20 protein-coding genes are annotated in these 19,417 nt (G+C 36.2%); 5 read left to right on the top strand and 15 right to left on the bottom strand.

Going from position 1 to position 19,417, the window contains the following annotated elements:
* Positions 1 to 37: 37 nt before the first annotated feature.
* Positions 38 to 1,711 (bottom strand): KxYKxGKxW signal peptide domain-containing protein, encoded by a 1,674-nt coding sequence (locus K5Q14_RS08045; protein WP_220735285.1) that lies wholly within the window; start codon positions 1,709 to 1,711, stop codon positions 38 to 40.
* 335 nt (positions 1,712 to 2,046) lie between these two features.
* Between K5Q14_RS08045 and K5Q14_RS08050 the strand changes: the two genes are divergently transcribed.
* Both K5Q14_RS08050 and K5Q14_RS08055 read left to right on the top strand, forming a co-directional pair.
* Positions 2,047 to 2,370 (top strand): hypothetical protein, encoded by a 324-nt coding sequence (locus tag K5Q14_RS08050; RefSeq protein ID WP_220735286.1) that lies wholly within the window; start codon positions 2,047 to 2,049, stop codon positions 2,368 to 2,370.
* A gap of 49 nt (positions 2,371 to 2,419) precedes the next feature.
* A complete protein-coding gene (locus tag K5Q14_RS08055; RefSeq protein WP_220735287.1) occupies positions 2,420 to 3,292 on the top strand; it encodes a glycerate dehydrogenase in 873 nt (290 codons plus the stop codon).
* 170 nt (positions 3,293 to 3,462) lie between these two features.
* Here the strand turns inward: K5Q14_RS08055 and K5Q14_RS08060 are convergent, their stop codons facing one another.
* A complete protein-coding gene (locus K5Q14_RS08060; RefSeq protein ID WP_220735288.1) occupies positions 3,463 to 4,272 on the bottom strand; it encodes an SDR family NAD(P)-dependent oxidoreductase in 810 nt (269 codons plus the stop codon).
* Between the two features lie 60 nt (positions 4,273 to 4,332).
* Positions 4,333 to 4,884, bottom strand: a complete 552-nt coding sequence (locus tag K5Q14_RS08065; RefSeq protein WP_246587624.1) for a TetR/AcrR family transcriptional regulator — start codon at positions 4,882 to 4,884, stop codon at positions 4,333 to 4,335.
* A 117-nt stretch (positions 4,885 to 5,001) separates the two neighbouring features.
* Here K5Q14_RS08065 and K5Q14_RS08070 point away from each other — a divergent pair, with 117 nt between their 5' ends.
* Entirely contained in the window at positions 5,002 to 5,637 is a 636-nt protein-coding gene (locus tag K5Q14_RS08070) for an NAD(P)-dependent oxidoreductase (RefSeq protein ID WP_220735289.1), read from the top strand.
* A 17-nt stretch (positions 5,638 to 5,654) separates the two neighbouring features.
* On the opposite strand, the gene K5Q14_RS08075 is transcribed toward K5Q14_RS08070, so the two are convergent.
* Positions 5,655 to 6,428 carry a Cof-type HAD-IIB family hydrolase gene (locus tag K5Q14_RS08075; protein ID WP_220735290.1) on the bottom strand — a complete coding sequence of 258 codons (774 nt, stop codon included), beginning with the start codon at positions 6,426 to 6,428 and terminating at the stop codon, positions 5,655 to 5,657.
* A gap of 165 nt (positions 6,429 to 6,593) precedes the next feature.
* On the opposite strand from K5Q14_RS08075, the gene K5Q14_RS08080 reads away from it, so the two are divergent.
* A complete protein-coding gene (locus K5Q14_RS08080; RefSeq protein WP_220735291.1) occupies positions 6,594 to 7,253 on the top strand; it encodes an SDR family oxidoreductase in 660 nt (219 codons plus the stop codon).
* A 105-nt stretch (positions 7,254 to 7,358) separates the two neighbouring features.
* Here the strand turns inward: K5Q14_RS08080 and K5Q14_RS08085 are convergent, their stop codons facing one another.
* From K5Q14_RS08085 to K5Q14_RS08135, 11 genes are all read right to left on the bottom strand, one after another.
* Positions 7,359 to 8,735 (bottom strand): FAD-dependent oxidoreductase, encoded by a 1,377-nt coding sequence (locus tag K5Q14_RS08085; protein ID WP_220735292.1) that lies wholly within the window; start codon positions 8,733 to 8,735, stop codon positions 7,359 to 7,361.
* Between the two features lie 448 nt (positions 8,736 to 9,183).
* On the bottom strand, positions 9,184 to 9,912 hold the full coding sequence (locus K5Q14_RS08090; protein ID WP_220735293.1) for a glycerophosphodiester phosphodiesterase family protein: 729 nt from the start codon (positions 9,910 to 9,912) through the stop codon (positions 9,184 to 9,186).
* 6 nt (positions 9,913 to 9,918) lie between these two features.
* Positions 9,919 to 11,247 (bottom strand): ABC transporter substrate-binding protein, encoded by a 1,329-nt coding sequence (locus K5Q14_RS08095; protein WP_220735294.1) that lies wholly within the window; start codon positions 11,245 to 11,247, stop codon positions 9,919 to 9,921.
* Positions 11,248 to 11,280: 33 nt separating this feature from the next.
* On the bottom strand, positions 11,281 to 12,099 hold the full coding sequence (locus K5Q14_RS08100; RefSeq protein WP_220735295.1) for a carbohydrate ABC transporter permease: 819 nt from the start codon (positions 12,097 to 12,099) through the stop codon (positions 11,281 to 11,283).
* The gene (locus K5Q14_RS08105; protein ID WP_220735322.1) at positions 12,089 to 12,979 is read right to left on the bottom strand and encodes a carbohydrate ABC transporter permease; all 891 of its coding nucleotides are present in this window, start codon (positions 12,977 to 12,979) and stop codon (positions 12,089 to 12,091) included. Before K5Q14_RS08105 ends, K5Q14_RS08100 begins: the two co-directional genes overlap by 11 nt.
* Positions 12,980 to 12,984: 5 nt before the next feature.
* Positions 12,985 to 14,076, bottom strand: a complete 1,092-nt coding sequence (locus K5Q14_RS08110) for an ABC transporter ATP-binding protein (RefSeq protein ID WP_220735296.1) — start codon at positions 14,074 to 14,076, stop codon at positions 12,985 to 12,987.
* Between the two features lie 231 nt (positions 14,077 to 14,307).
* The gene (locus K5Q14_RS08115) at positions 14,308 to 15,171 is read right to left on the bottom strand and encodes an alpha/beta hydrolase (protein ID WP_220735297.1); all 864 of its coding nucleotides are present in this window, start codon (positions 15,169 to 15,171) and stop codon (positions 14,308 to 14,310) included.
* A 254-nt stretch (positions 15,172 to 15,425) separates the two neighbouring features.
* Positions 15,426 to 15,995: a type 1 glutamine amidotransferase family protein gene (locus K5Q14_RS08120; RefSeq protein WP_246587626.1), complete on the bottom strand. Its 570-nt coding sequence runs from the start codon at positions 15,993 to 15,995 to the stop codon at positions 15,426 to 15,428.
* 210 nt (positions 15,996 to 16,205) lie between these two features.
* The gene (locus K5Q14_RS08125) at positions 16,206 to 17,573 is read right to left on the bottom strand and encodes an MFS transporter (RefSeq protein ID WP_220735298.1); all 1,368 of its coding nucleotides are present in this window, start codon (positions 17,571 to 17,573) and stop codon (positions 16,206 to 16,208) included.
* A 231-nt stretch (positions 17,574 to 17,804) separates the two neighbouring features.
* The gene (locus K5Q14_RS08130; RefSeq protein ID WP_220735299.1) at positions 17,805 to 18,101 is read right to left on the bottom strand and encodes an ArsR/SmtB family transcription factor; all 297 of its coding nucleotides are present in this window, start codon (positions 18,099 to 18,101) and stop codon (positions 17,805 to 17,807) included.
* A 461-nt stretch (positions 18,102 to 18,562) separates the two neighbouring features.
* The gene (locus tag K5Q14_RS08135) at positions 18,563 to 18,937 is read right to left on the bottom strand and encodes a MerR family transcriptional regulator (RefSeq protein ID WP_220735323.1); all 375 of its coding nucleotides are present in this window, start codon (positions 18,935 to 18,937) and stop codon (positions 18,563 to 18,565) included.
* Positions 18,938 to 19,009: 72 nt separating this feature from the next.
* Here K5Q14_RS08135 and K5Q14_RS08140 point away from each other — a divergent pair, with 72 nt between their 5' ends.
* Positions 19,010 to 19,372, top strand: coding sequence for a carboxymuconolactone decarboxylase family protein (locus K5Q14_RS08140; RefSeq protein ID WP_220735300.1), 363 nt, complete (start codon positions 19,010 to 19,012; stop codon positions 19,370 to 19,372).
* Positions 19,373 to 19,417 lie beyond the last annotated feature (45 nt).

Here is a 19,417-nt window from a genome sequence, read left to right on the forward strand (position 1 = left end):
TATTTAACCCCAGTGGCCTTTGAACAAAAATAGCAAATCAAAGTAGAATGCGTGTCCGATTTATTGACGTAGATCCAATAGTTGGTGTGACATATCTAATCGCTGTATCTACATTCTCTTTGATAACTTTAACATCTTGATTCAACAATTTATTGTTTACTATTACAGCTTGATTATTAGAATCATCAATTAAGACATCTGAGTTTTGGCTACTTCTATTTTGCCAGTCTAATGCATAAGAATTACCATTCGAAATCATGTTAGTGTAAAGCAAAATATCATCATCAGAAATAAATGCACCAGCGTGATTATCTTTATATATTGGAATATAATCATTATCATTTAACATAGTATCTAGCAGTGCATAATACTGTCTAGGTTCTAACTGTGTGTCACTCATGTTTTTGAATGACACTTTATGAACAATATATCCAGAATCGTTGACTAATAATTTCTCTGATACCTGGATACTGCTACTTTCAAATGAATGTTTCACTAAAATAAAATTATTATTTTTAGATACACTGTAATCTTCATCAGTTCCTGTGCTGTCTATCTCTACTGGTGTTGTATCAATGTAACCAAATCCAGATGTCTGGGCGCTCCCTCTCGTATAACTATATGTGTTATCTGTATTCGATGTTATATCTATTACATGATTTGCTACCATTAAATTGTCTGAAGAGTTTGGTGCATTCAAATTAATCTTATAATTAACGTCATTTCTCAAAAATACATATTCATCGAGTTCATTAGCGTTAACAGAATACCAATTGGCTTGGTTCATTAATTTATTAATTTTATCTATAATATTTTGCTGACTGACACTATTAGTTAGTTTATTTTGATTAACATGGCGACTGACACTACTGTCGATTAGATCGTCATTTGTAGTTGGGCTACTAATGTTACTGTCGGTTAAATCGCCGTTTGCATTTGGACTACTGACACTACTGTCGGTTAGATCGTCATTTGTAGTTGGGCGACTGACACTACTGTCGGTTAAATCGTCACTTGCAGTTGGGCGACTGACACTACTGTCGGTTAAATCGTCACTTGCAGTTGGGTGGCTGACACTACTGTCGGTTAAATCGTCACTTGCAGTTGGGTGGCTGACACTACTGTTTGTCAAATCGTCATTTTCAGATGGGCGACTAATATTACTGTCGGTTAAATCGCCGTTTGTATTTAGGTTACTACTATTACTGTCGATTACATCGCCGTTTGCATTTGGACTACTGACACTATTGTCGGTTAAATCGTCATTCGCAGTTGGGTGGCTGACACTATTGTCGGTTAAATCGTCATTTGTAGTTGGGTGGCTGACACTGCTGTCGGTTAAATCGTCATTTGTAGTTGGGCGGCTGACACTACTGTTTGTCAAATCGTCATTTTCAGATGGGCGACTAATATTACTGTCGGTTAAATCGCCGTTTGCATTTGGACTACTGACACTATTGTCGGTTAAATCGTCATTCGCAGTTGGGTGGCTGACACTGCTGTCGGTTAAATCGTCACTTGCAGATGGGCTACTGGTGGTTCCCCCACTACTAAATACTTTAATTTCAGTATTATTAGAATTCGAAATATCGGCTTGCACCGTTCCTAATCCACCTAGTAATGCCATACTAGCGGAACTCGTCATAACGCATAGAAATAATATATGTTTTCCTTTTTTATACATTTTATAATGATTTTTTATCTGTTCCATATTTTTCTCCCTCAATCCCTATATATTCTTTTATTGTGAATTCATAGCTGCTTACACTGTAGATGTAGTCATCCCAATAAGAACCAAACCTGCTCCTGAAATAACCGCCATTGAAACTACTGTTTCTTTTATAATTCTTTTCTCCTTTTTTCTTCTTAAAATCCAAACTAGTGGCTAGATTTATAAGAGGCGTTTATTACAGTCTATTGTTCTTGTAATAAACGCCTCTTATATGATATCATATAACTTTGCGGCTTACCTCAAAAATAATGTGAACCAAAAATCTACTTTTAATAGTAGGCTTTAATAATAAGGAGAACATGGGAGATTTTAAAATGACATTGAAAGATATCGTGAACACGTTGCAGAAGCTAATCAAGCAAAAGCCTAAATTGGTTGGCGGCATTGCTGCCATCTTAATTTTAGTAGGTGGTATTGGACTAACACAGAAAAGCCATACACAATCACAACAAATTGAAACACCACAGTCTCAGCCCAGTGAATCAACTAGTGACCTGGGTACTGTTCCAAAATCAAATGATAACAGTGAACCACTTAAACCTGATTCAAAGTCAGGCAGCCACGCGTATACTGGGAAATATATGTTGGACACAGACGGAAAAGAAACCACAACCGTTGATCCTAGCTATCACGAGTGATAGCCTCGGTCCGTTCTTTAATACACAAACAACACAAAAGGAATCACATATGAAAACTAAAACATTGTATACGACACTATCTGCTGGCACTGTTGGCGTAGCGGTTATCGCAGGTGTTACATTTTACTCTGGACATCAAGACAATAAAAGCCAGCAGGCAAGCAGCGCTGTAACAACTAAAAAAGCCACCAGCGCGACTTCAAAAAAAGCAAAATCATCAACAACAAGTAGTGCAATAACAGAACAAGTAAGTAGTAGCAGTAGTGCGCCAAAAGAACGTGTTTTGGTAGCTAGCGGTACTGATTATCATATCGTTATACAAACTGGTGGTCTGGGTGGTGCATTCGGTCACATCACACCAATAACGCAATTACTTGATGAAAATAGTATTTTAGACGTTGCCGCATCAGTCCCCAACTTAAACAATTCAACTTTAATTAGCATTGTGCCTAACGATAATAGCTGGAAAATCAGCTTAAAACACAATGACAAGACTTATAATTTAACGATTATTAGAGCCACCCCAAAGTACGGTATGATTACCGTTGCATCTGATGGGCAAGCCGACGCACCATATCTATTCAACATTCCTGCGTCAATAGTAGACGCGGACACAAAAGCTACGCAAGACATTACCGAAGAAGAAGCCATTAAAATTGCTAATAAATATGGTCAAGTATCTGAGCCATTCACATTAAACACAACGCATGTCAACGATAAATCAGAAACAGAGTTCTATCTCAACACACCACTAAGAAAAGGTACCGCTAAGGATGTCAATGATTTGAGTGGTACACCTGATGCTCGTGAATATGCTGTCGTGTCACCAGTTGATCGTGGGCACGCCCACCTTAAAGTTGGTAACTGGACATCTAGAACAGCAACCCATTCGCCATTTTTTGATGAAGACGTCGTCAGATAAATGATACTCAAGCACGCCAACTGGTTTAGTGGTCAAGAACGTTTTGAAATTAGAAAAGAAAATTAAAAAGCATTATGATCTGCGCACAAAAAATTGTAGCGCATCGCTTGATACATCAAAAAGGCTACGCATCGTTAATATACCGATGCGTAGCTTTTTAATTTTATCTATTATTTAACAATACGATCGACGATCGCACGCCAAATTTTAGGATGATTACGTGCAATATAAACCGTTAGACGATCTGCTATTGAATTGAAATAACGTTGTTTAGGCTTCACGTCTGTTGCTGCACGATAAAATACCTTCGCTAAATCAGCCGACGTTGCACCAGAACTGGCACGCTTAAAGAATTGGCTGACTTTACCAATTAATTTTTCGTAAGGCGAGTTTGGTTTCAGATTATTTCTGGCATTAGTAAACGCAATATCACTCCACGATGACTTAGTCAATCCTGGTTGAACCACGACTGACCGCACACCAAATGGTTTCATTTCAGCATCTAACACATCGCTCCAAACACTCAAACCAAACTTAGTCACATGGTACCAGCCACCCAAAGGGGTATACATATTTGCACCGATACTAGAGATATTAACAATGCGACCTGATTGTTGCTGACGCATACTAGGCAACACAAGTTGTGCTAAATCAGCGGCCCCGAATAAATTTGTATCGAGTTGTTTTCTCGCAGTATCTAACGAAACTTCTTCAAGCGGGCCATATTCACCATAACCGGCATTATTAATCAATACATCAATGTGCCCTTGCTCCTTTAAGGCACGTGCGACAAAATCAACATTAGATTGATGATCCGTCACATCTAAGATTGACGTTTTGACCCCACTGTTTTCTAAAGGTGCCATTTTTTCTAGTCGACGTGCCCCTGCGTAGACAATCCAATTGTTTGCCGCAAATATCTTTGCCGCTTCAAACCCCATGCCATTTGATGCACCAGTAATTAAAACTACTTTTTCCATTCGTGTTACTCCTTTATCTATTAAATGAACGTTCACTTTTAAATAATAACTAAAAACCAATTAGTAAATCAAGCGATCAACAATGTGATCAACAAACACTGCCACATTTGCACCACCATTTTGTAGATAATCTGATAAACTGCCAAAAGTTAACGCCTGTAATTCCAAGATATCACTTGTAATCAATAATTCTTCTCGAATCGCAGTGCTAATTAGCTCGACAACAACGGCCGCACGCTGACGACAAAATTCATTTGCTTCGTCACTGACTTCCGTAGAATTATGTAACATTGTCCACATAAATAAAATTTCTTTAGGATGCTTTTCATAATATTTAGCAAAGTGCAGTAATGCCAACTTGAGCTTACTAGTCACGTCAATGCCTTGGTCTAATGTTTCTGTCAAACCTTGATCCAGTGATGACTTAACAGACATATACATTTGCGACAATAAATCCTTTTTATCAGCGTAATAAATGTAGATCGTTGCTGGACTGACATGTGCGTTTTCAGCGATTTTACTCATACTCAAATTAGTTAATCCATCTGCATCTACAAGATCATACACAGCTTGTTGAATAGCTTGTTGTTTTTTCGTGTCAATTTTCCTCATGCTTTAATAATAAATGATCATTCATTTAATGTCAAGAAAACATAAATTTGTAAGCAAACTTAAAACAGTATATACTTACTTAAAGTAAAACAAATAAATTATTTTAAGGTGGTTCTTATGAAAATAACAATTATTGGCGCAAGTGGTTTTGTCGGCAAAGCCACTGTTCAAGCGGCATTAAAAAATCATCATCAAGTTTACGCTGTTTCACGAAATGGCGTGTTTGATAGTCACGAAAATTTAACTGTTATTCATCATGATATCAATGATGTTGACGGTCTAGCTCATAAAATTAAAGACACTGATCTCATTATTTCTACCTTCAATTCTGGTTGGCAGAATCCAAATCTTTACGCTGATTTCATTAGAGGTGCACATGCTATTAACACACTCGCACAAAAATTAGCAAAGCGTGTCATTATTGTTGGCGGTGCTGGTAGCTTGTTTGACCGCAAAACAAACCGGCAATTGTTTGTGGACGCGGATGAATCATTTCAAAACATGGTGCGCGGTGCCTATGAACTTTATGAGAAACTAATTAATGATCATTCTTTCGACTGGACATTTGTTAGCCCAGCAGTCAATTTGAACGACAAAACACCGAAGTATAATTATAATATCGGTGGCGACTATGTCCTTTATAATGCTCAAGGTGAAAGTCAAGTTAGTATTTATGATTTAGCGGATTTATTGGTTAACGTTGCCCCAACAGCAGCAATGTTACATAAGCGAATTACTTTAGCTGACAAATAGTTTACCAAAACAAACCATTAAATAATATTAAAGTGTTTCAAACCTTCCAAAACACCATAATTTGTTGTTGCTGTATACGCAGCAACTTTTTTTAGTTCGGGTATCGCATCTTTCATAGCAACGCCATAATCAACTGTCTCAAACATTGATAAATCATTATTTTGATCGCCAAAAGCATAGGTTGGTATATCTGACAAGTTATTATTTATAATCATTTTTTCAATGGCTTGTGATTTGGAAATGCCTCGTGGCAAAATATCAATTGCTAAAGGCGCATAACGTATAATATTAAGCTGCTTATTAAACAAATCATGATATATCTGCTCTTGTGTCTCATTTAAATAAATGTTTAAAAAATTAGTCGTGTGATTTTGGTAAAAAAGTGGGTCAATGCGCGTGTGTGCTAAATGCATGGTAGTCATATGGCTTTGTGTCACAGCATTCATACCGGTCACAGCGTACTCTGACTGATTAAAAAAGCCCACATCATGCTGGTGCTCGCCAGCTACATGTAAGATTGATTGAATAAGCTCAGTAGGCATTTGATAATCTTGTACGACCTGTCCTTGAGATACAACATAACAACCATTAGATAAAATAAAAGAGTCAACTTGTAATTGCTCTAACAATGGCTCAACTTCATAGAAACTACGGCCGCTGGCAATCACTGGTAACGTTCCTTCATTTTTAAATTCTTGAAATAAAGGAATCAATTCTGGTGAAACTTGCATATCTTGATTCGGACATAACGTCCCATCTAAATCGAAAAATAAAATTCTCTTAATTCTCATGTTAATTATCTCCTAAATAACCATGCACAATACACCTAACGACTTGATATTTTAATTATACGCCAAAAAAAGCTAGCCATTGTCACGTTATTTTGACTAATGATGGTGTACAAACATCTTTTAACGTGTTAGCATGAAGTCAAAATCATAGAAAGAGGTTTCACTATGGCAGCAACTTTTTTAATCGGCGCGCACGGTCAAATCGGCCAACAACTCGTACCAAAACTAATCAACAAAGGCATCACAGTTCATGCAGGTTTAAGAGATTTAAACCAAATAACAGATTTTTCTGAGAACAATTCATTGATACCTGAATTGTTTGATTTAACGGTATTACCCGAAACAATGGCTAAACAATTTAAGGCCGCAAACGTTGATTCAATCATTTTTTCAGCCGGTTCTGGTGGTAATACTGGTGATGATGCAACCTTGATGATTGATTTAGATGGCGCTGTTAAAGCCATGGAAGCCGCACAATTAGCTGGCATCAAACGGTTTATCTTAGTGAGCTCAGCAGCTAGTAATGATCGTAGCGCCTGGGATCAAACAGGTATCAAACCCTACATGATTGCTAAATATTATGCGGATAAACTATTGATACAATCACACTTAGAGTATACAATTTTACGCCCAGGTGCCTTGCAAAATAAACCTGGAACGGGTCATATTGCCCTTGTAACTGATGGTCAAACAAACTTGGGGCACTTAATGATTTCACGTGAAGATGTGGCGGAAGTCATTGCCACAATTATTGATATGCCAACGACTTATCGTCAAGCATATACGTTAGGTAGCGGTTCTCAAGTGATTGCAACTGCTTTCTAACTAACTATTGTCCCTCAGTAATTTTCAAGTACTATTACACTAAAAAAACGACTCTTTCTGAAACATATTTCAGAAAGAGTCGTTTTTAGCATTTATGCCCAATACTTAAAAACGTGGCTCACCAAGTGCATGTTGTGCAGCTAAATTCAATAAACTCCACTGTCTGTCAAAACCTGGTTGGAAAAAGAAATCAGCTTGCGCCAAATCCTCCAAAGAAATTTTTTGTTGAATGGCTAGAGATAAAACATTCCCTTGGGCTGTGATATCGTGCGTTGAAAGAACTGCCCCACCTAATAGACGATGTGTTTGTGGATCATAAGCTAGACTAACATAAACATTGGGATTACCCATCTGATTTGGCACATAATCAGGGCGCAATGTATCCTGATAAAAGGCTGTTTTGATTGTCACACCAACTTTTTTAGCAGTTGTCGTATTTAAGCCAGCAGTGGCAAAATGATAATCAAAGACGCTCAACGCTGAAGAACCAACAACGCCACTAAATGGTACTGCAGGTGTCTTTTCAAATAAATGAGCAGCTATATAGCGCGCCTCACGACGAACAACTGAAGCCAAAGCAATGGGCATTTTAGTTTGCGCTGGAATCGAGTAAGCTAGAACGGCATCCCCAACAGCATAAACATCTGGTACGTTAGTTTTAAGGTACTCATCTGTCTTAATCCAACCCTGCTCATCTAAATCAATTGTGCCTTTTAACCAATCCGTATTTGGTTTGATTCCCGCAGCTTGAATCACCAAATCACTTGGATATTCGCCTTCATTCGTCTGAACTGAAACCACTTGATTATCTGTATCGCCTTCGTAACGTTCAATCTGAACATCAGTGACTACCGTGACACCTTTATCAAGTAATTTTTGACTGATAAGATGCGTCATATCTGAATCCAAATAATTACCTAAAGGTCGATCAATCATATCAATTAAGGTCACATGTTTCCCAGCCTTGACACTCGCTTCAACAGCCTCAACGCCGATATATCCTGCACCTACAACCGTTATATTTTTAACTGTGGGATCTTCCAATTTAGCTTTTATCTTTGTTGCCCAATCTTTACCACGCATGAGATAGACGTTCTCTAACTCATTGCCTGGTACTGGTAAATGATTAGGCGTGACACCTGAACTAAGAATTAACTTGTCATAGTCGTAATTTTTGGCGTTACCTGTTGTCACATCTTTAACCGTAACGGTTTTATTGTCTGAATTAATTGCCGTGACTTCATGGTTATTATAAATTTCTGCCCCAAGTTTTTCAACATCTTCAGGCCGAAAATTACGTACATCATTCACATCCGTAACACTGTTTTCGAGATAAAGTTCCATGCCGCATGACATGAATGAGATAAAGTCGCCAGCTTCAAATAATTTAATATCAATGTTTTGATACTGACGCGTTAACTCCAAAATAGACTGATGGCCACCATGTGACGCACCAACAATAATAATTTTTGTTTTTAACACTGCTATTCCTCCTTGTTCATTCGCAATTAGCAACAAGTGGATAGCTATTATCTTTTTATATGACAATAGCTATTCATCTTCTATTCTATTTTAGAACAATTCTAAACAATAATCAAATATTTTATAGTCACCTAAGTTAAATACAGTAAAAATCGATATCTTTTAGTTTTTTTGATATGAAAAAAAGCACAACTTCAGGGAAGAGTTGTGCTTTTCAACTGTAAGTACAGAACACAAAATCAAGGGAGATTTTGTAACAAACTTATTATAAGTTAAAACTATCGTGTGATATTATCAGATTTTCTTAAAAAATGACGATTACATGATACTCACTGATTAACTGCCATTAAAAAAATTTATTTCAGGACATAACAGTCAGTTTATCTATCATGTTAACTTAATATATTGCGACAATATTAATTTTACATTTTCAGCATCGTGAATCGGATCATATTTTTTGACTTAAATCACCATCCCGCAAATTTTTCGCCTTCTCAAAATCATCTGTAAATAAACCACCTAAATGCTGTTGAAATGCCATATTCATGTCACTTTCAGAATTAACCGTCCAAATACGTTGAAAAACAGGCGCTTCTGACCTAACTGTGCGATCTAAATGCAAGGCTTTTAAATGATTATCCGTCATAAATTGCTGTGGTTTATTAATCTTATTACTGCTTAAAAATGCCAAATTTTGAGTATGATCTAGTTGATATAAACGTTGTAATGTGAATATATTAAACGATGACAATACAACTCGCCGACTTAAATCGTATTTTTTAAGCAAATTTAATACGATTTTTTCGATGCCAGGATATGATAAATAATCTGTTTTTAACTCAACATTTAAAAAAATATTAGTATGGTTAAAAATTTCAAAAACTTCTTCTAACGTTGGGATACTCTCATGTTGACTGACAAGTTGCTGATGTCTGTTACTATCATTAATCAGCTGAACCTTCTTTAAATCTCTGATATTAAAGTTTTTAATATAGCCTGTGCTGTTCGTTGTGCGATCTAATTGTTCATCGTGCATGATCACAGGTACATTGTCCTGAGTTAAATGGACATCAAACTCAACAGCTTCGCCATTTTGAGCTAAATATTCAAATCCGGTCCTTGAATTTTCGACAAATTTTACAGGAATACCTCGGTGTCCAAAAATGGTTGTCTTCATTTTACGTTATTCCCCAGATTGTTCATTAGCATCTTTAATATCAGCCGTTGTTTGCTTGACGGCTTTACTTAGTTCAGAATCGACATCTTTACCGTTGATAACATTTTCCATTGCATTTTGCGTGTTCACACGTTCCTTAGGCATAGATGTAATCAAGGCACCAGCACTAGCAGCATTAATTTTTGTGGCCTTCAATTGCTCAACTGGTGCTGCCAGAATAGGTGTGTTTTTGAAAGCATCTTTCAAAATTTTAGTATCATAAGATTTGTTATTAATCGCAAAGTAACCCGTGTCGATGGACCATTGTGCTTGTTCTTTAGCTGATGTCGCAAATTTTAGAAAATCAAATGATCCCTTCTGTGCTTTAGTAGACTTACCCTTAGAAAGCCAAATGCTAGCACCGCCAATGACAACGCCGTTAGCTTTAACGTTTTTAGGACGAGGCAAGTAAGTCACGCCAACATTAAATTTAGCATCTTTTTTAATGTTACCTAATGACGCTGATGAATTCATAAACATGTCAATTTGATTAGATGTAAAGGCCGACAATTCTGTGTCTCCCGCATTAGCACCCGTCCCATAATCAACCAGTGTCCCGGCGTCAGCATTTGTTTTAATCCAATTTAAGATATTCTTACCAGCTTTATTATCAAAAATTGCTTTAGTCGCTGTTTTTTTACGACCATTGCCATGATTCACCAAAGTCTGATTTTGATTGGCTAGTAACTCTTCAAAAGTCCAACCATAAGGCAGAATCGACAACTTTGCACGACCACTCTTTTCCTTTAGTTTTTTGGCAGCATCGGTTACCTGTTCGTATGTGGGACTTGTAGGTAAGTCAGCAATGCCAGCATCTTTAAAGGCGTCTTTATTATAATATAGGACTGGTGCACTCGAGTTGAAAGGCATAGAATATAATTTACCATTAATTGTATAGTAGTTTAAAATATTTTTACGCAAATTTTTTGTACTGAAGTTATATTTTTTTATGAGCGTTTGCATCGGCTCAATCATGCCTGATGTTGATAATTGTTTTGTCGAAATTTCGTTTGATTGAAATAAATCAGGCGCTTTACTCGTGCCACCTACTGAAAGAAATTTTGGTAATGCTTCAACATATTGCCCCTGAAACTCAGGTATCACTTTATATTTCGTTTGTGAGGCATTATAATCATTAACAACACGATCAATAGCCTGTGCGTTCTGGCCTGTCATCGAATGCCAAAACACAATATTTTGACGTTTAGTATCAGCAGCATGAACTTGCGTTAGTGGCAACACTGCTCCCAAACCAATTGTTGCCAGTGCCACATACTTCGTTGTATTTCTAAACATGTGATATTCTCCCGTTTGTATAATGTGTCATCATTATTTAATAACACCGTTTGTTAGGCCATTTTTAAAGTATTTTTGACCCAAGAAAATGATCAATAGTGTTGGTATAACTGAAACTATCGTAGCGGCCATAATGAGGCCCCAATTGCTTGCAGTGTCTTGCGAACGTAATTGTCGCAAACCAATTTGTACGGTTCTAACATTGTCATTCGTTGTTGCAATGAGTGGCCATAAATACATATTCCAGTTCGTTAAAAAGCTGTATAAAGCAAAGGTAATAATATTTACTTTGGTATAAGGCATAACAACACGCGTCGCAAACTGCCAGTGATTTAATCCCTCAATGTCACTTAGATGTTTGAGTTCAATCGGCACTTGTTCAAAACTGGTCTTCATCATGAACGTACCAAATGCCGAAGCCAAAAATGGCAAGCCGATTGAGGCATAAGTATTTAGTAAATTTAGGTCACGAATAGTCGCGAAATTAGGAATTATTTGTGCTTCAAATGGCAACATCATGGTGCTTAAAAATAAAATGAATAGCGTCTTTTTAAATCTGAAATTCAAAAATACAAACGCATAAGCAGCCATAATCGACAGTGCTATTTGGCCAACCATCACCATACCGGATACAATCAGACTGTGTAGCAAAAAACTAGCCATTGGCGTGTTAGTGAATACCTTGATATAATTACCAAATTCTAAGTGCCGTGGTAAAAGATTACCTTGCGCAATTGACTGACTGGATGACAAGCTCAACGATATACCTAAAAATAACGGTAATAACAATAGTATTGCGACTATCAACAATAATACAAAACGGCAATTTTTTTGAAGACGACTATTTTGCATTGCGACCTTCTCTCTTGTTTTTCACATAAAATTGAATCATCGTGAACAACATGATAATTAGCGTTAAAATAACCGATTGCGCACTCGCACGACCAACACTGTGATTAACAAACGCATCTTGATAAATGGCATACACAAGTAGATTAGTATGATAATCCGGTCCACCTGAAGTTAAGATATCAACCTGCCCAAACGTCTGAAAAGCATTAATCAAAGTCACAACAGTGACGAAAAAAATAGTGGGCCGCGTGGCAGGCAGCGTTATTTTTCGTAATCTTAACCACCAAGAGGCACCATCTAAATCAGCAACTTGGTATAAATCTTGTGGAATTGCTTGAATGGCGCCTAGCAAGACTAAAAATGCAAAACCAAGATTCATCCAGACTGTTGTGCCAATGATTGCGACTAGTGACCAAGTCGGATCAGATAACCAATTAATTTGCGGCAAATGCAATATTGTCAGTATTTTACTAAATAAACCAATTTGAGGATTAAACATGAATAGCCATAAAATGGAGGCCACCGTAACTGATACGCCCATCGTGGATGAAAACATGGTTCTAAAAATTGCGATCCCCTTCATTTTTTGACTAGCCGTAATAGCCATGATATAAGAAATAAATAAGGTCAGCACTGTAGAAAACAAAACAAAAATCAACGTAATTGTAAATGAGGTGATGAAGCTATCTGATCGTATCAAATTGGCAAAATTTTTTAAGCCAATAAATTTAATCGGGTTTCCGACAAGATCAGTTAACTGTGTACTGAGGTAAAATGTTTTAATCATCGGATAAAAAACAAAAATACCTAGAATAATAAGCGATGGTAACAGTAATAAAAGTGCTAATAAATTTTGATGCGCTGTTTGCGTTTTTGTCATATTCTTCAAGCCAATTGCCCGCTAACAGCTACTAGTTCAGACTGTCCCACTTTGATTAATTGGCCATCTTGTGTGAATAATAATACTTTATCCAATAAAATATCAAAATTAACCGCATCGCCAACCACCAAATGAATTTGCTCATTCACTTTCACTCTAAAGGTCGCATCTAGACCAAGGTTAATTTCTAGGTTTGTCCCATCACCTAAAGGTTCAATATGAACAATCGTTCCTGACATTTTCCCAGATCGTGTCATCACAATATTTTCTGGTCGCACACCGAGTTTAAATGTGCCATTAATGTGTTCCCAATTAAATGGCATCGCTATGCCATTTTTCATTTTCAGAATATCATTTTCAATATTGACATCAATGAGATTAATTGCTGGCGAACCAAAGAAATCAGCGACAAATGTATTGGTGGGTACATTGTAAAGCTCAAGTGGTGACCCTATTTGCTCGATTTTTCCTTTATTGAGTAGCATGACCTGGTCACCCATTGTCATTACTTCAGTTTGATCGTGTGTGACATAAATCACTGTAATGCCAAGTTGTTGTTGTAATAGTCGGATTTCTTTACGCATTTCTGCACGTAATTTGGCATCCAAATTAGATAACGGTTCGTCCATCAGTATGATTTTGGCATCCGATACAAGTGCCCGGGCTAAGGATACACGCTGCCTTTGACCACCTGATAAGTTCCCTGGTTTTTTATTTTTGTAGCCTTCTAAATGCACTAAGTCTAGTACTTCTTGCAGCTTTTTTTGTCTCAAGGCTTTAGCTGTGTGTCGTGCTGTTAAGCCAAATATTATATTTTCAGATACTGTTAGATTAGGCATTAATGCATAATTTTGAAAAACCATTGATAAGTTTCTATCTTTTGGCGGTAGTCTCGTGACATCTTTCCCATTAATCGTGATCGTCCCCTCATCTATCGGAATAAATCCTGCAATCGCATTTAAAATCGTGCTTTTACCTGACCCAGATGCACCCACTAATATATAAAATTGCCCATCTGCAATTGTCGTATTAATATCTGTTAGTACCTCTTCTCCATTTTCATACGTCTTTTTCAAATGTTGCAATTCAATTGACATATTTGCTAGCCTCTTTCGTTCTGCATCGATGACACTATATTTGTTAACACGTCAACTATAACAAGTGTTTGTAAATGCTTAGCTTGAAATTTGTAAATGTTTTTGAAGCGTATTAAACGATTGCATCGTGTTTCGTAGTCTACACCCTACTGACTTCACAAAAAAACATACCTGACTCATAACGCAAACAAAAAACAGGCTGAAAATTTCAGCCTGTTCTTATGTTGTTAATTATTCAAAAAGAAAACGATTCAATGCGCGATCTACGACCTTGTTTTCATGTAACTTGCTATGTTGCGCACCTTTTCCAGTGATTTTTAACTCTTTATAAGACTTCGTACGACCAGAAATCAGATAACGCAATGATTGTGACGACGCATTACTGACTGAACCGTCAGAATGGCTACCATCGTTTTTATCACCAAATATATTTAGAACACTGACTTGGTTTTTAGGATAACTTGTCCTTAGTTTCAGTAATTCCTGATAAGTAGCATTCATTTTTTGTGGTTTGCCTTGGCTATCCAACACCATTTGATTCGCTTTATCATCCATTCTTAAAATACCATTGAAATGCCCTGCAATATTAACTTGCTTTGCTAGTTTAGGTAATTTATCATTACTTGAATGATCTAATACATAAAAGACAATCGACATATTGCCCATGGAATGACCAACCGCATTAAATTCCTTAATCTCATACTGCTTTTGTAGCGCAACAATGACATTTTTCATCCATTGCCCATCTTGATGATAATTCGTATTTCTATTGTTTTCATAATTCACTTCAACTAAAGGATTTTTTGCTTTTTTATCAATCACACCACTGAGTGTCACCGTGCCGTTTTTAGAGACATTGGCTCTAATAACGGTATTTGAATCGCCCTTTTCCACCAAATAATGGGTCATCTGTTGCTCAGCTTTGTAACTACTACCATATCCGTGAAAAAAGAGGGTCGGTGTAATGGTGCTTTTTGTTGCATCCCCAACAGTTTTAGTTACCCCTTTGCTAGTGCTAGCATGAACATACCCTATTAAACATATGAGCAACACAAGTGCAACTGGTATTAAAATTTTCTTATATTTTGTCATCATTTTCTCCCCTGTGATTACTTGTAACATCTTAGAATTCTTAAGTTACCAGTAACAATTTCAACTACTTAATTAATAGCCTGCTAAAAGCTTACCACAAAAAAACAATTTAGAATAATAGCCTCTAAATTGTTTTACTTTTCTTTCCCTAAGGGCGATAATTTAGCCATAATTCCTGCACATGTGCGAATGATGCCAGCAATCATAATGATTATAAACATTGTATAAATAGCCAGCTGCATACTTGATTCTAAAATTCAATTAAATGGATTCCCATACTTAGCACAATATTGATAAAAACCTATTTTATATAAATCAATATTTTTATCTATTTGTGCACTATTCTTAAAACAAATCATTTTTAATACTGCTTGGGTGAATTCTAATGATGCAGTCCCGTTCGCCGTTACTAAATTTTGATCTCTTACTACTTGTTTTTCAATAAAATCATTTTTATTTTGATATTGGTCAAAATTTTGCCATAGATATTGCGCATTACCAGTGTGTTTAAAATGTGTCAGTAAACCATTTTTAGCTAGGTAATCGACCGCTCCACATATTGCACCTACCGGTTTATTATTCGCTAATCTTTCAGCAATTAATTGCCTTAAGCTGTTATTTTCGAGAGACCAAGAATTACCACCAATTAATATCAAAAGATCACCGTTAATAGGTATTTGTTCTAATTGATAATCAACTAATGTTTTGAAACCACCAATCGAAACAACTTCTTTTTTAACGGAGGCAGTTTTGACGTCCCAATCTGATTCTGCGTTCAACATACTTGAAAGATGCGCACCTTCCCAATCCGCATAGTCATCTAACATTTAAAAAATTGCTTGTTTCATAAAAAACGCCCCTATTAAAAAGTTATTAGTTTGCAGTGGCTCTCAAAAATTAAACATTTGGTGTCACTACAATTTACTTACACCATTTAGTATAGTCTAAATGGGAACTTAGAACAAACGTTCGCGAAATTTATGTAAACTTAGCATATCCGATTAATTTGTGAGAAAACAGCTTTCTACAAACACTACTTATTGACTGACGTTTTTAATTTGCAATGAAAAAATGATACCTAACATTGAAAACCCTGCCGCACATAGCATAGCTGCCCGAAAACCATTTGTAAATAGACCCACATTAACAATGCTCCCAAACTTATAAAACACTATAACAGCAAGGGTAGTTCCGACAGCACCGCCTAATAGGCGAAATACATTATACACGCCTGATGCTTTACCAATGGCTATTGGATCAACTGCCCCTAACACTGCTTTTTGTAGTGCTGGTCCAGCCATAGAAAGTCCCACACCAGCAAGTGCCAATGGGATAACCATCACAGCGTATGAACTACTAGCTGTAACAAAAAAATTAATAAATAAATAGCCGACCCCTTGAAAAATCAATCCCATAGTTGCAATAGACTTCTCTCCAAATTTATCAACTGCTTTGCCTGCAAAAGGTGCGACAATGACTAAGGTGCCTGTCCACGGTAGAATTTCTAATCCAGCATGCAATGAATCTACCTTACCAACTACTTGTAAAAATTGCGGTAGAAAAAAGACGACGCCATACATTGCTGCATATAACAAAAACGTAGCAACATTACCACCAGTAAAGGTCATTGATTTAAAATATTGCAAAGGAATCATAGGATTAGTTTCGATTTTTTGTCGCAAAACAAACCAGACACCCAATAATAGACTAACGCCACCAAGAATAATTGTCGTAACTGCTAAACTTGCCGAGGTCATCTCTGAAAGTGCCCAGAGAATACCTGCTGATGACAATATAATTAAAATGGCATCTAAAGGATTAATTCTTTCACTGTTTCCAGTACTCTCCGGTAACAGTTTATGTGACAAGTAAATAGCAATAACACCAACTGGTACATTAATCCAGAAAATCCATTGCCAGGCCAGTGTAGCAACAATCAGTCCACCCAACGACGGACCAACAATGAGCGCCAATCCACCAATACCACTCCAAATTCCTAATGCTTTCCCTCTTTTGGATGCCGGTATAGCATTTGTTAAAATTGCCATTGACATGGGTGTCATGACCGATGCACCAACTCCTTCAACGATACGCGAGATAATAAGCATAGTAATGTTATTAGACAGTGCACAGAAAATTGATCCTACGGTAAAAATAAACATACCAATATTATAAATGTGTCTTCGCCCTATACGTTCGCCTAAAGAGACGCCAACCAAAAGTACCGCTGCAATTGTAATGTTATAAGCATTTAAAGCCCATTGTAGTTGGCTTACCGAGATGTGGAAATCTGTTCGAATGGCAGTTGACGCAGTTGTTATAATCATTGAATCCATCATGGACATAAAAAAGCCTACCGATGTTAAGATTAATATCCATTTCGAGTTAAATTGTTTATTTTCCATTTTTTCTCCCTTAACACTTGTTTTTCGATTATAGAATATTTTGTTCAAACTTTGTTGAACAGTTCAATATATTTTGAACAATTTAATACTAGCATACTAAAAAAAATATAACAAGGCACGTACCAATCAAAGTATTAAAAAAAAGAAGCATAATAAAAAATGATGTGTTATCACATCATTTTTTATTATGCATAGATGATATTAATGATTTTTTTTTAATAATACTGTTATTTACATGCTTTTGTAAAAATTAGTCACATATTTATCAAATGTTTGCTCATTAAGCGTGACATATTTTTCCCTTGCCTCCCTTCTTGTGTTGATTAATCCTGCCAACTCTAATAATTTGAAATGATATGAACCTGAAGTTTTGCTAATATTAATGGCTTTCCCAACCTCCCCACACGATACCTCATGGTTTAATTGTTTTAAATATTTAATTATTTTAAGTCTTACGGGATCTGACAGGGCTTTAAACACCAAAATTTGATCATTATCAATTTGATTTTGTTTTTTATTATCTAACATATTCATCATTATACTTGAATGTCGTTACTAAGTTCAAGACAAATGCACACCGAAAATAATTCTGTAACACAAATTGTGCATCAATTATATCTATATATGCTATAATTAGTGCATAAGAAAAGCACCTACTAGTAATAGATGCCCTGGTTGTCTTGAGATAACCGCACATGTTAATCAATAGTGAAAAACAACCTTGTACGGCTAAATACGTGGGTTGTTTTTTATTGATTACTCTTTAATACTTTTAATCAATAAAACAACAAATATCAATAACGATATCATGAGTACTAACGGACCATAATAATCATAGTTTACTTCGTGACCTGACATTATGCCATTTTTTTTGGAAGTGACACTAACAAATAAACCATCACCTTTCAGCGACTACTATGTGACAACCATACAATTATTTTTTCATATATTAATATGACTTCATTTCAAATTATACCAACCTAATTGTATTACGCCTCGTTTTTAGCAGTGATTTGTGCATAATACTGCTTTTTCTTTTGTAAAAAATCAATATGTCCTTGTATTTTCGCCTGTTCTTCATGAAGTATCTGCTCTTGTTGTTCTAAAATGGCGATTCTTTCTTTAATTGTTTCATGTCCTTGCTCACGTAATTTAGCATATGTCATAATTTTAACCAGGGGCATACCGGTCGCTTTGGCGCGTTTAATAAAATCAATCCAATTTAACTCCTTGTCTGTAAATACACGATAATTATTTGCTTGCCGCACTGGTTTTAACAGGCCTAATGTTTCATAATAACGTAAAGTTGGGATTGACAACCCTGTTATGAAAGCAACTTCTGATATTTTATAAGTTTTGATCATCATTTCCTCTTGCTATAAAGTTTACTTGATAGTTTATACTTATTTTATCATATGAAAACAGGAGAACATATTATGGATAACTACGAAAATGGTTTAAAAATACGCGAATCAGTCATTGGCAAAGAAGCGAGTCAACTTGTTTCAGATAGTTTAGCAGACATCGCACCGCTTTTGAATCAAAAAACCTTATTGGCATTTGATGAGGCTGATAAACGAAAAATTTTAGATATGAAACAACGAGAAATGATTACCCTGGCGGTATTGCTCACCCAAGGCGACACAGCAAGTCAACTTAGCATTCATATTCAAGGCGCCGTAAATGTTGGCGTGACACGTGATGAGATTGTTGAAATGTTTATTCATTGTTTACCCTACATCGGCTTTCCAAGAGTTTTAAATGCTATTGCCGTGGCAAAGCAAGTGTTTAGTAACTAATAAACATTTTTAAGCCAATAAAACCCTGCTACTTGAACATAATGT

Source organism: Leuconostoc inhae, assembly GCF_019656015.1.
GTDB classification, from domain to species: Bacteria; Bacillota; Bacilli; order Lactobacillales; family Lactobacillaceae; genus Leuconostoc; species Leuconostoc inhae_A.

Excerpts from the sequence above, each read along its gene's own strand:
- K5Q14_RS08105 (WP_220735322.1), bottom strand. The coding sequence starts at position 12,979 with ATGACAAAAACGCAAACAGCGCATCAAAATTTATTAGCACTTTTATTA.
- K5Q14_RS08050 (WP_220735286.1), top strand. The coding sequence starts at position 2,047 with ATGACATTGAAAGATATCGTGAACACGTTGCAGAAGCTAATCAAGCAA.
- K5Q14_RS08080 (WP_220735291.1), top strand. The coding sequence starts at position 6,594 with ATGGCAGCAACTTTTTTAATCGGCGCGCACGGTCAAATCGGCCAACAA.
- K5Q14_RS08055 (WP_220735287.1), top strand. The coding sequence starts at position 2,420 with ATGAAAACTAAAACATTGTATACGACACTATCTGCTGGCACTGTTGGC.
- K5Q14_RS08135 (WP_220735323.1), bottom strand. The coding sequence starts at position 18,937 with ATGATCAAAACTTATAAAATATCAGAAGTTGCTTTCATAACAGGGTTG.
- K5Q14_RS08045 (WP_220735285.1), bottom strand. The coding sequence starts at position 1,711 with ATGGAACAGATAAAAAATCATTATAAAATGTATAAAAAAGGAAAACAT.
- K5Q14_RS08115 (WP_220735297.1), bottom strand. The coding sequence starts at position 15,171 with ATGATGACAAAATATAAGAAAATTTTAATACCAGTTGCACTTGTGTTG.
- K5Q14_RS08140 (WP_220735300.1), top strand. The coding sequence starts at position 19,010 with ATGGATAACTACGAAAATGGTTTAAAAATACGCGAATCAGTCATTGGC.
- K5Q14_RS08095 (WP_220735294.1), bottom strand. The coding sequence starts at position 11,247 with ATGTTTAGAAATACAACGAAGTATGTGGCACTGGCAACAATTGGTTTG.
- K5Q14_RS08130 (WP_220735299.1), bottom strand. The coding sequence starts at position 18,101 with ATGTTAGATAATAAAAAACAAAATCAAATTGATAATGATCAAATTTTG.
- K5Q14_RS08100 (WP_220735295.1), bottom strand. The coding sequence starts at position 12,099 with ATGCAAAATAGTCGTCTTCAAAAAAATTGCCGTTTTGTATTATTGTTG.
- K5Q14_RS08075 (WP_220735290.1), bottom strand. The coding sequence starts at position 6,428 with ATGAGAATTAAGAGAATTTTATTTTTCGATTTAGATGGGACGTTATGT.
- K5Q14_RS08070 (WP_220735289.1), top strand. The coding sequence starts at position 5,002 with ATGAAAATAACAATTATTGGCGCAAGTGGTTTTGTCGGCAAAGCCACT.
- K5Q14_RS08090 (WP_220735293.1), bottom strand. The coding sequence starts at position 9,912 with ATGAAGACAACCATTTTTGGACACCGAGGTATTCCTGTAAAATTTGTC.
- K5Q14_RS08060 (WP_220735288.1), bottom strand. The coding sequence starts at position 4,272 with ATGGAAAAAGTAGTTTTAATTACTGGTGCATCAAATGGCATGGGGTTT.
- K5Q14_RS08125 (WP_220735298.1), bottom strand. The coding sequence starts at position 17,573 with ATGGAAAATAAACAATTTAACTCGAAATGGATATTAATCTTAACATCG.
- K5Q14_RS08065 (WP_246587624.1), bottom strand. The coding sequence starts at position 4,884 with ATGAGGAAAATTGACACGAAAAAACAACAAGCTATTCAACAAGCTGTG.
- K5Q14_RS08110 (WP_220735296.1), bottom strand. The coding sequence starts at position 14,076 with ATGTCAATTGAATTGCAACATTTGAAAAAGACGTATGAAAATGGAGAA.
- K5Q14_RS08120 (WP_246587626.1), bottom strand. The coding sequence starts at position 15,995 with ATGTTAGATGACTATGCGGATTGGGAAGGTGCGCATCTTTCAAGTATG.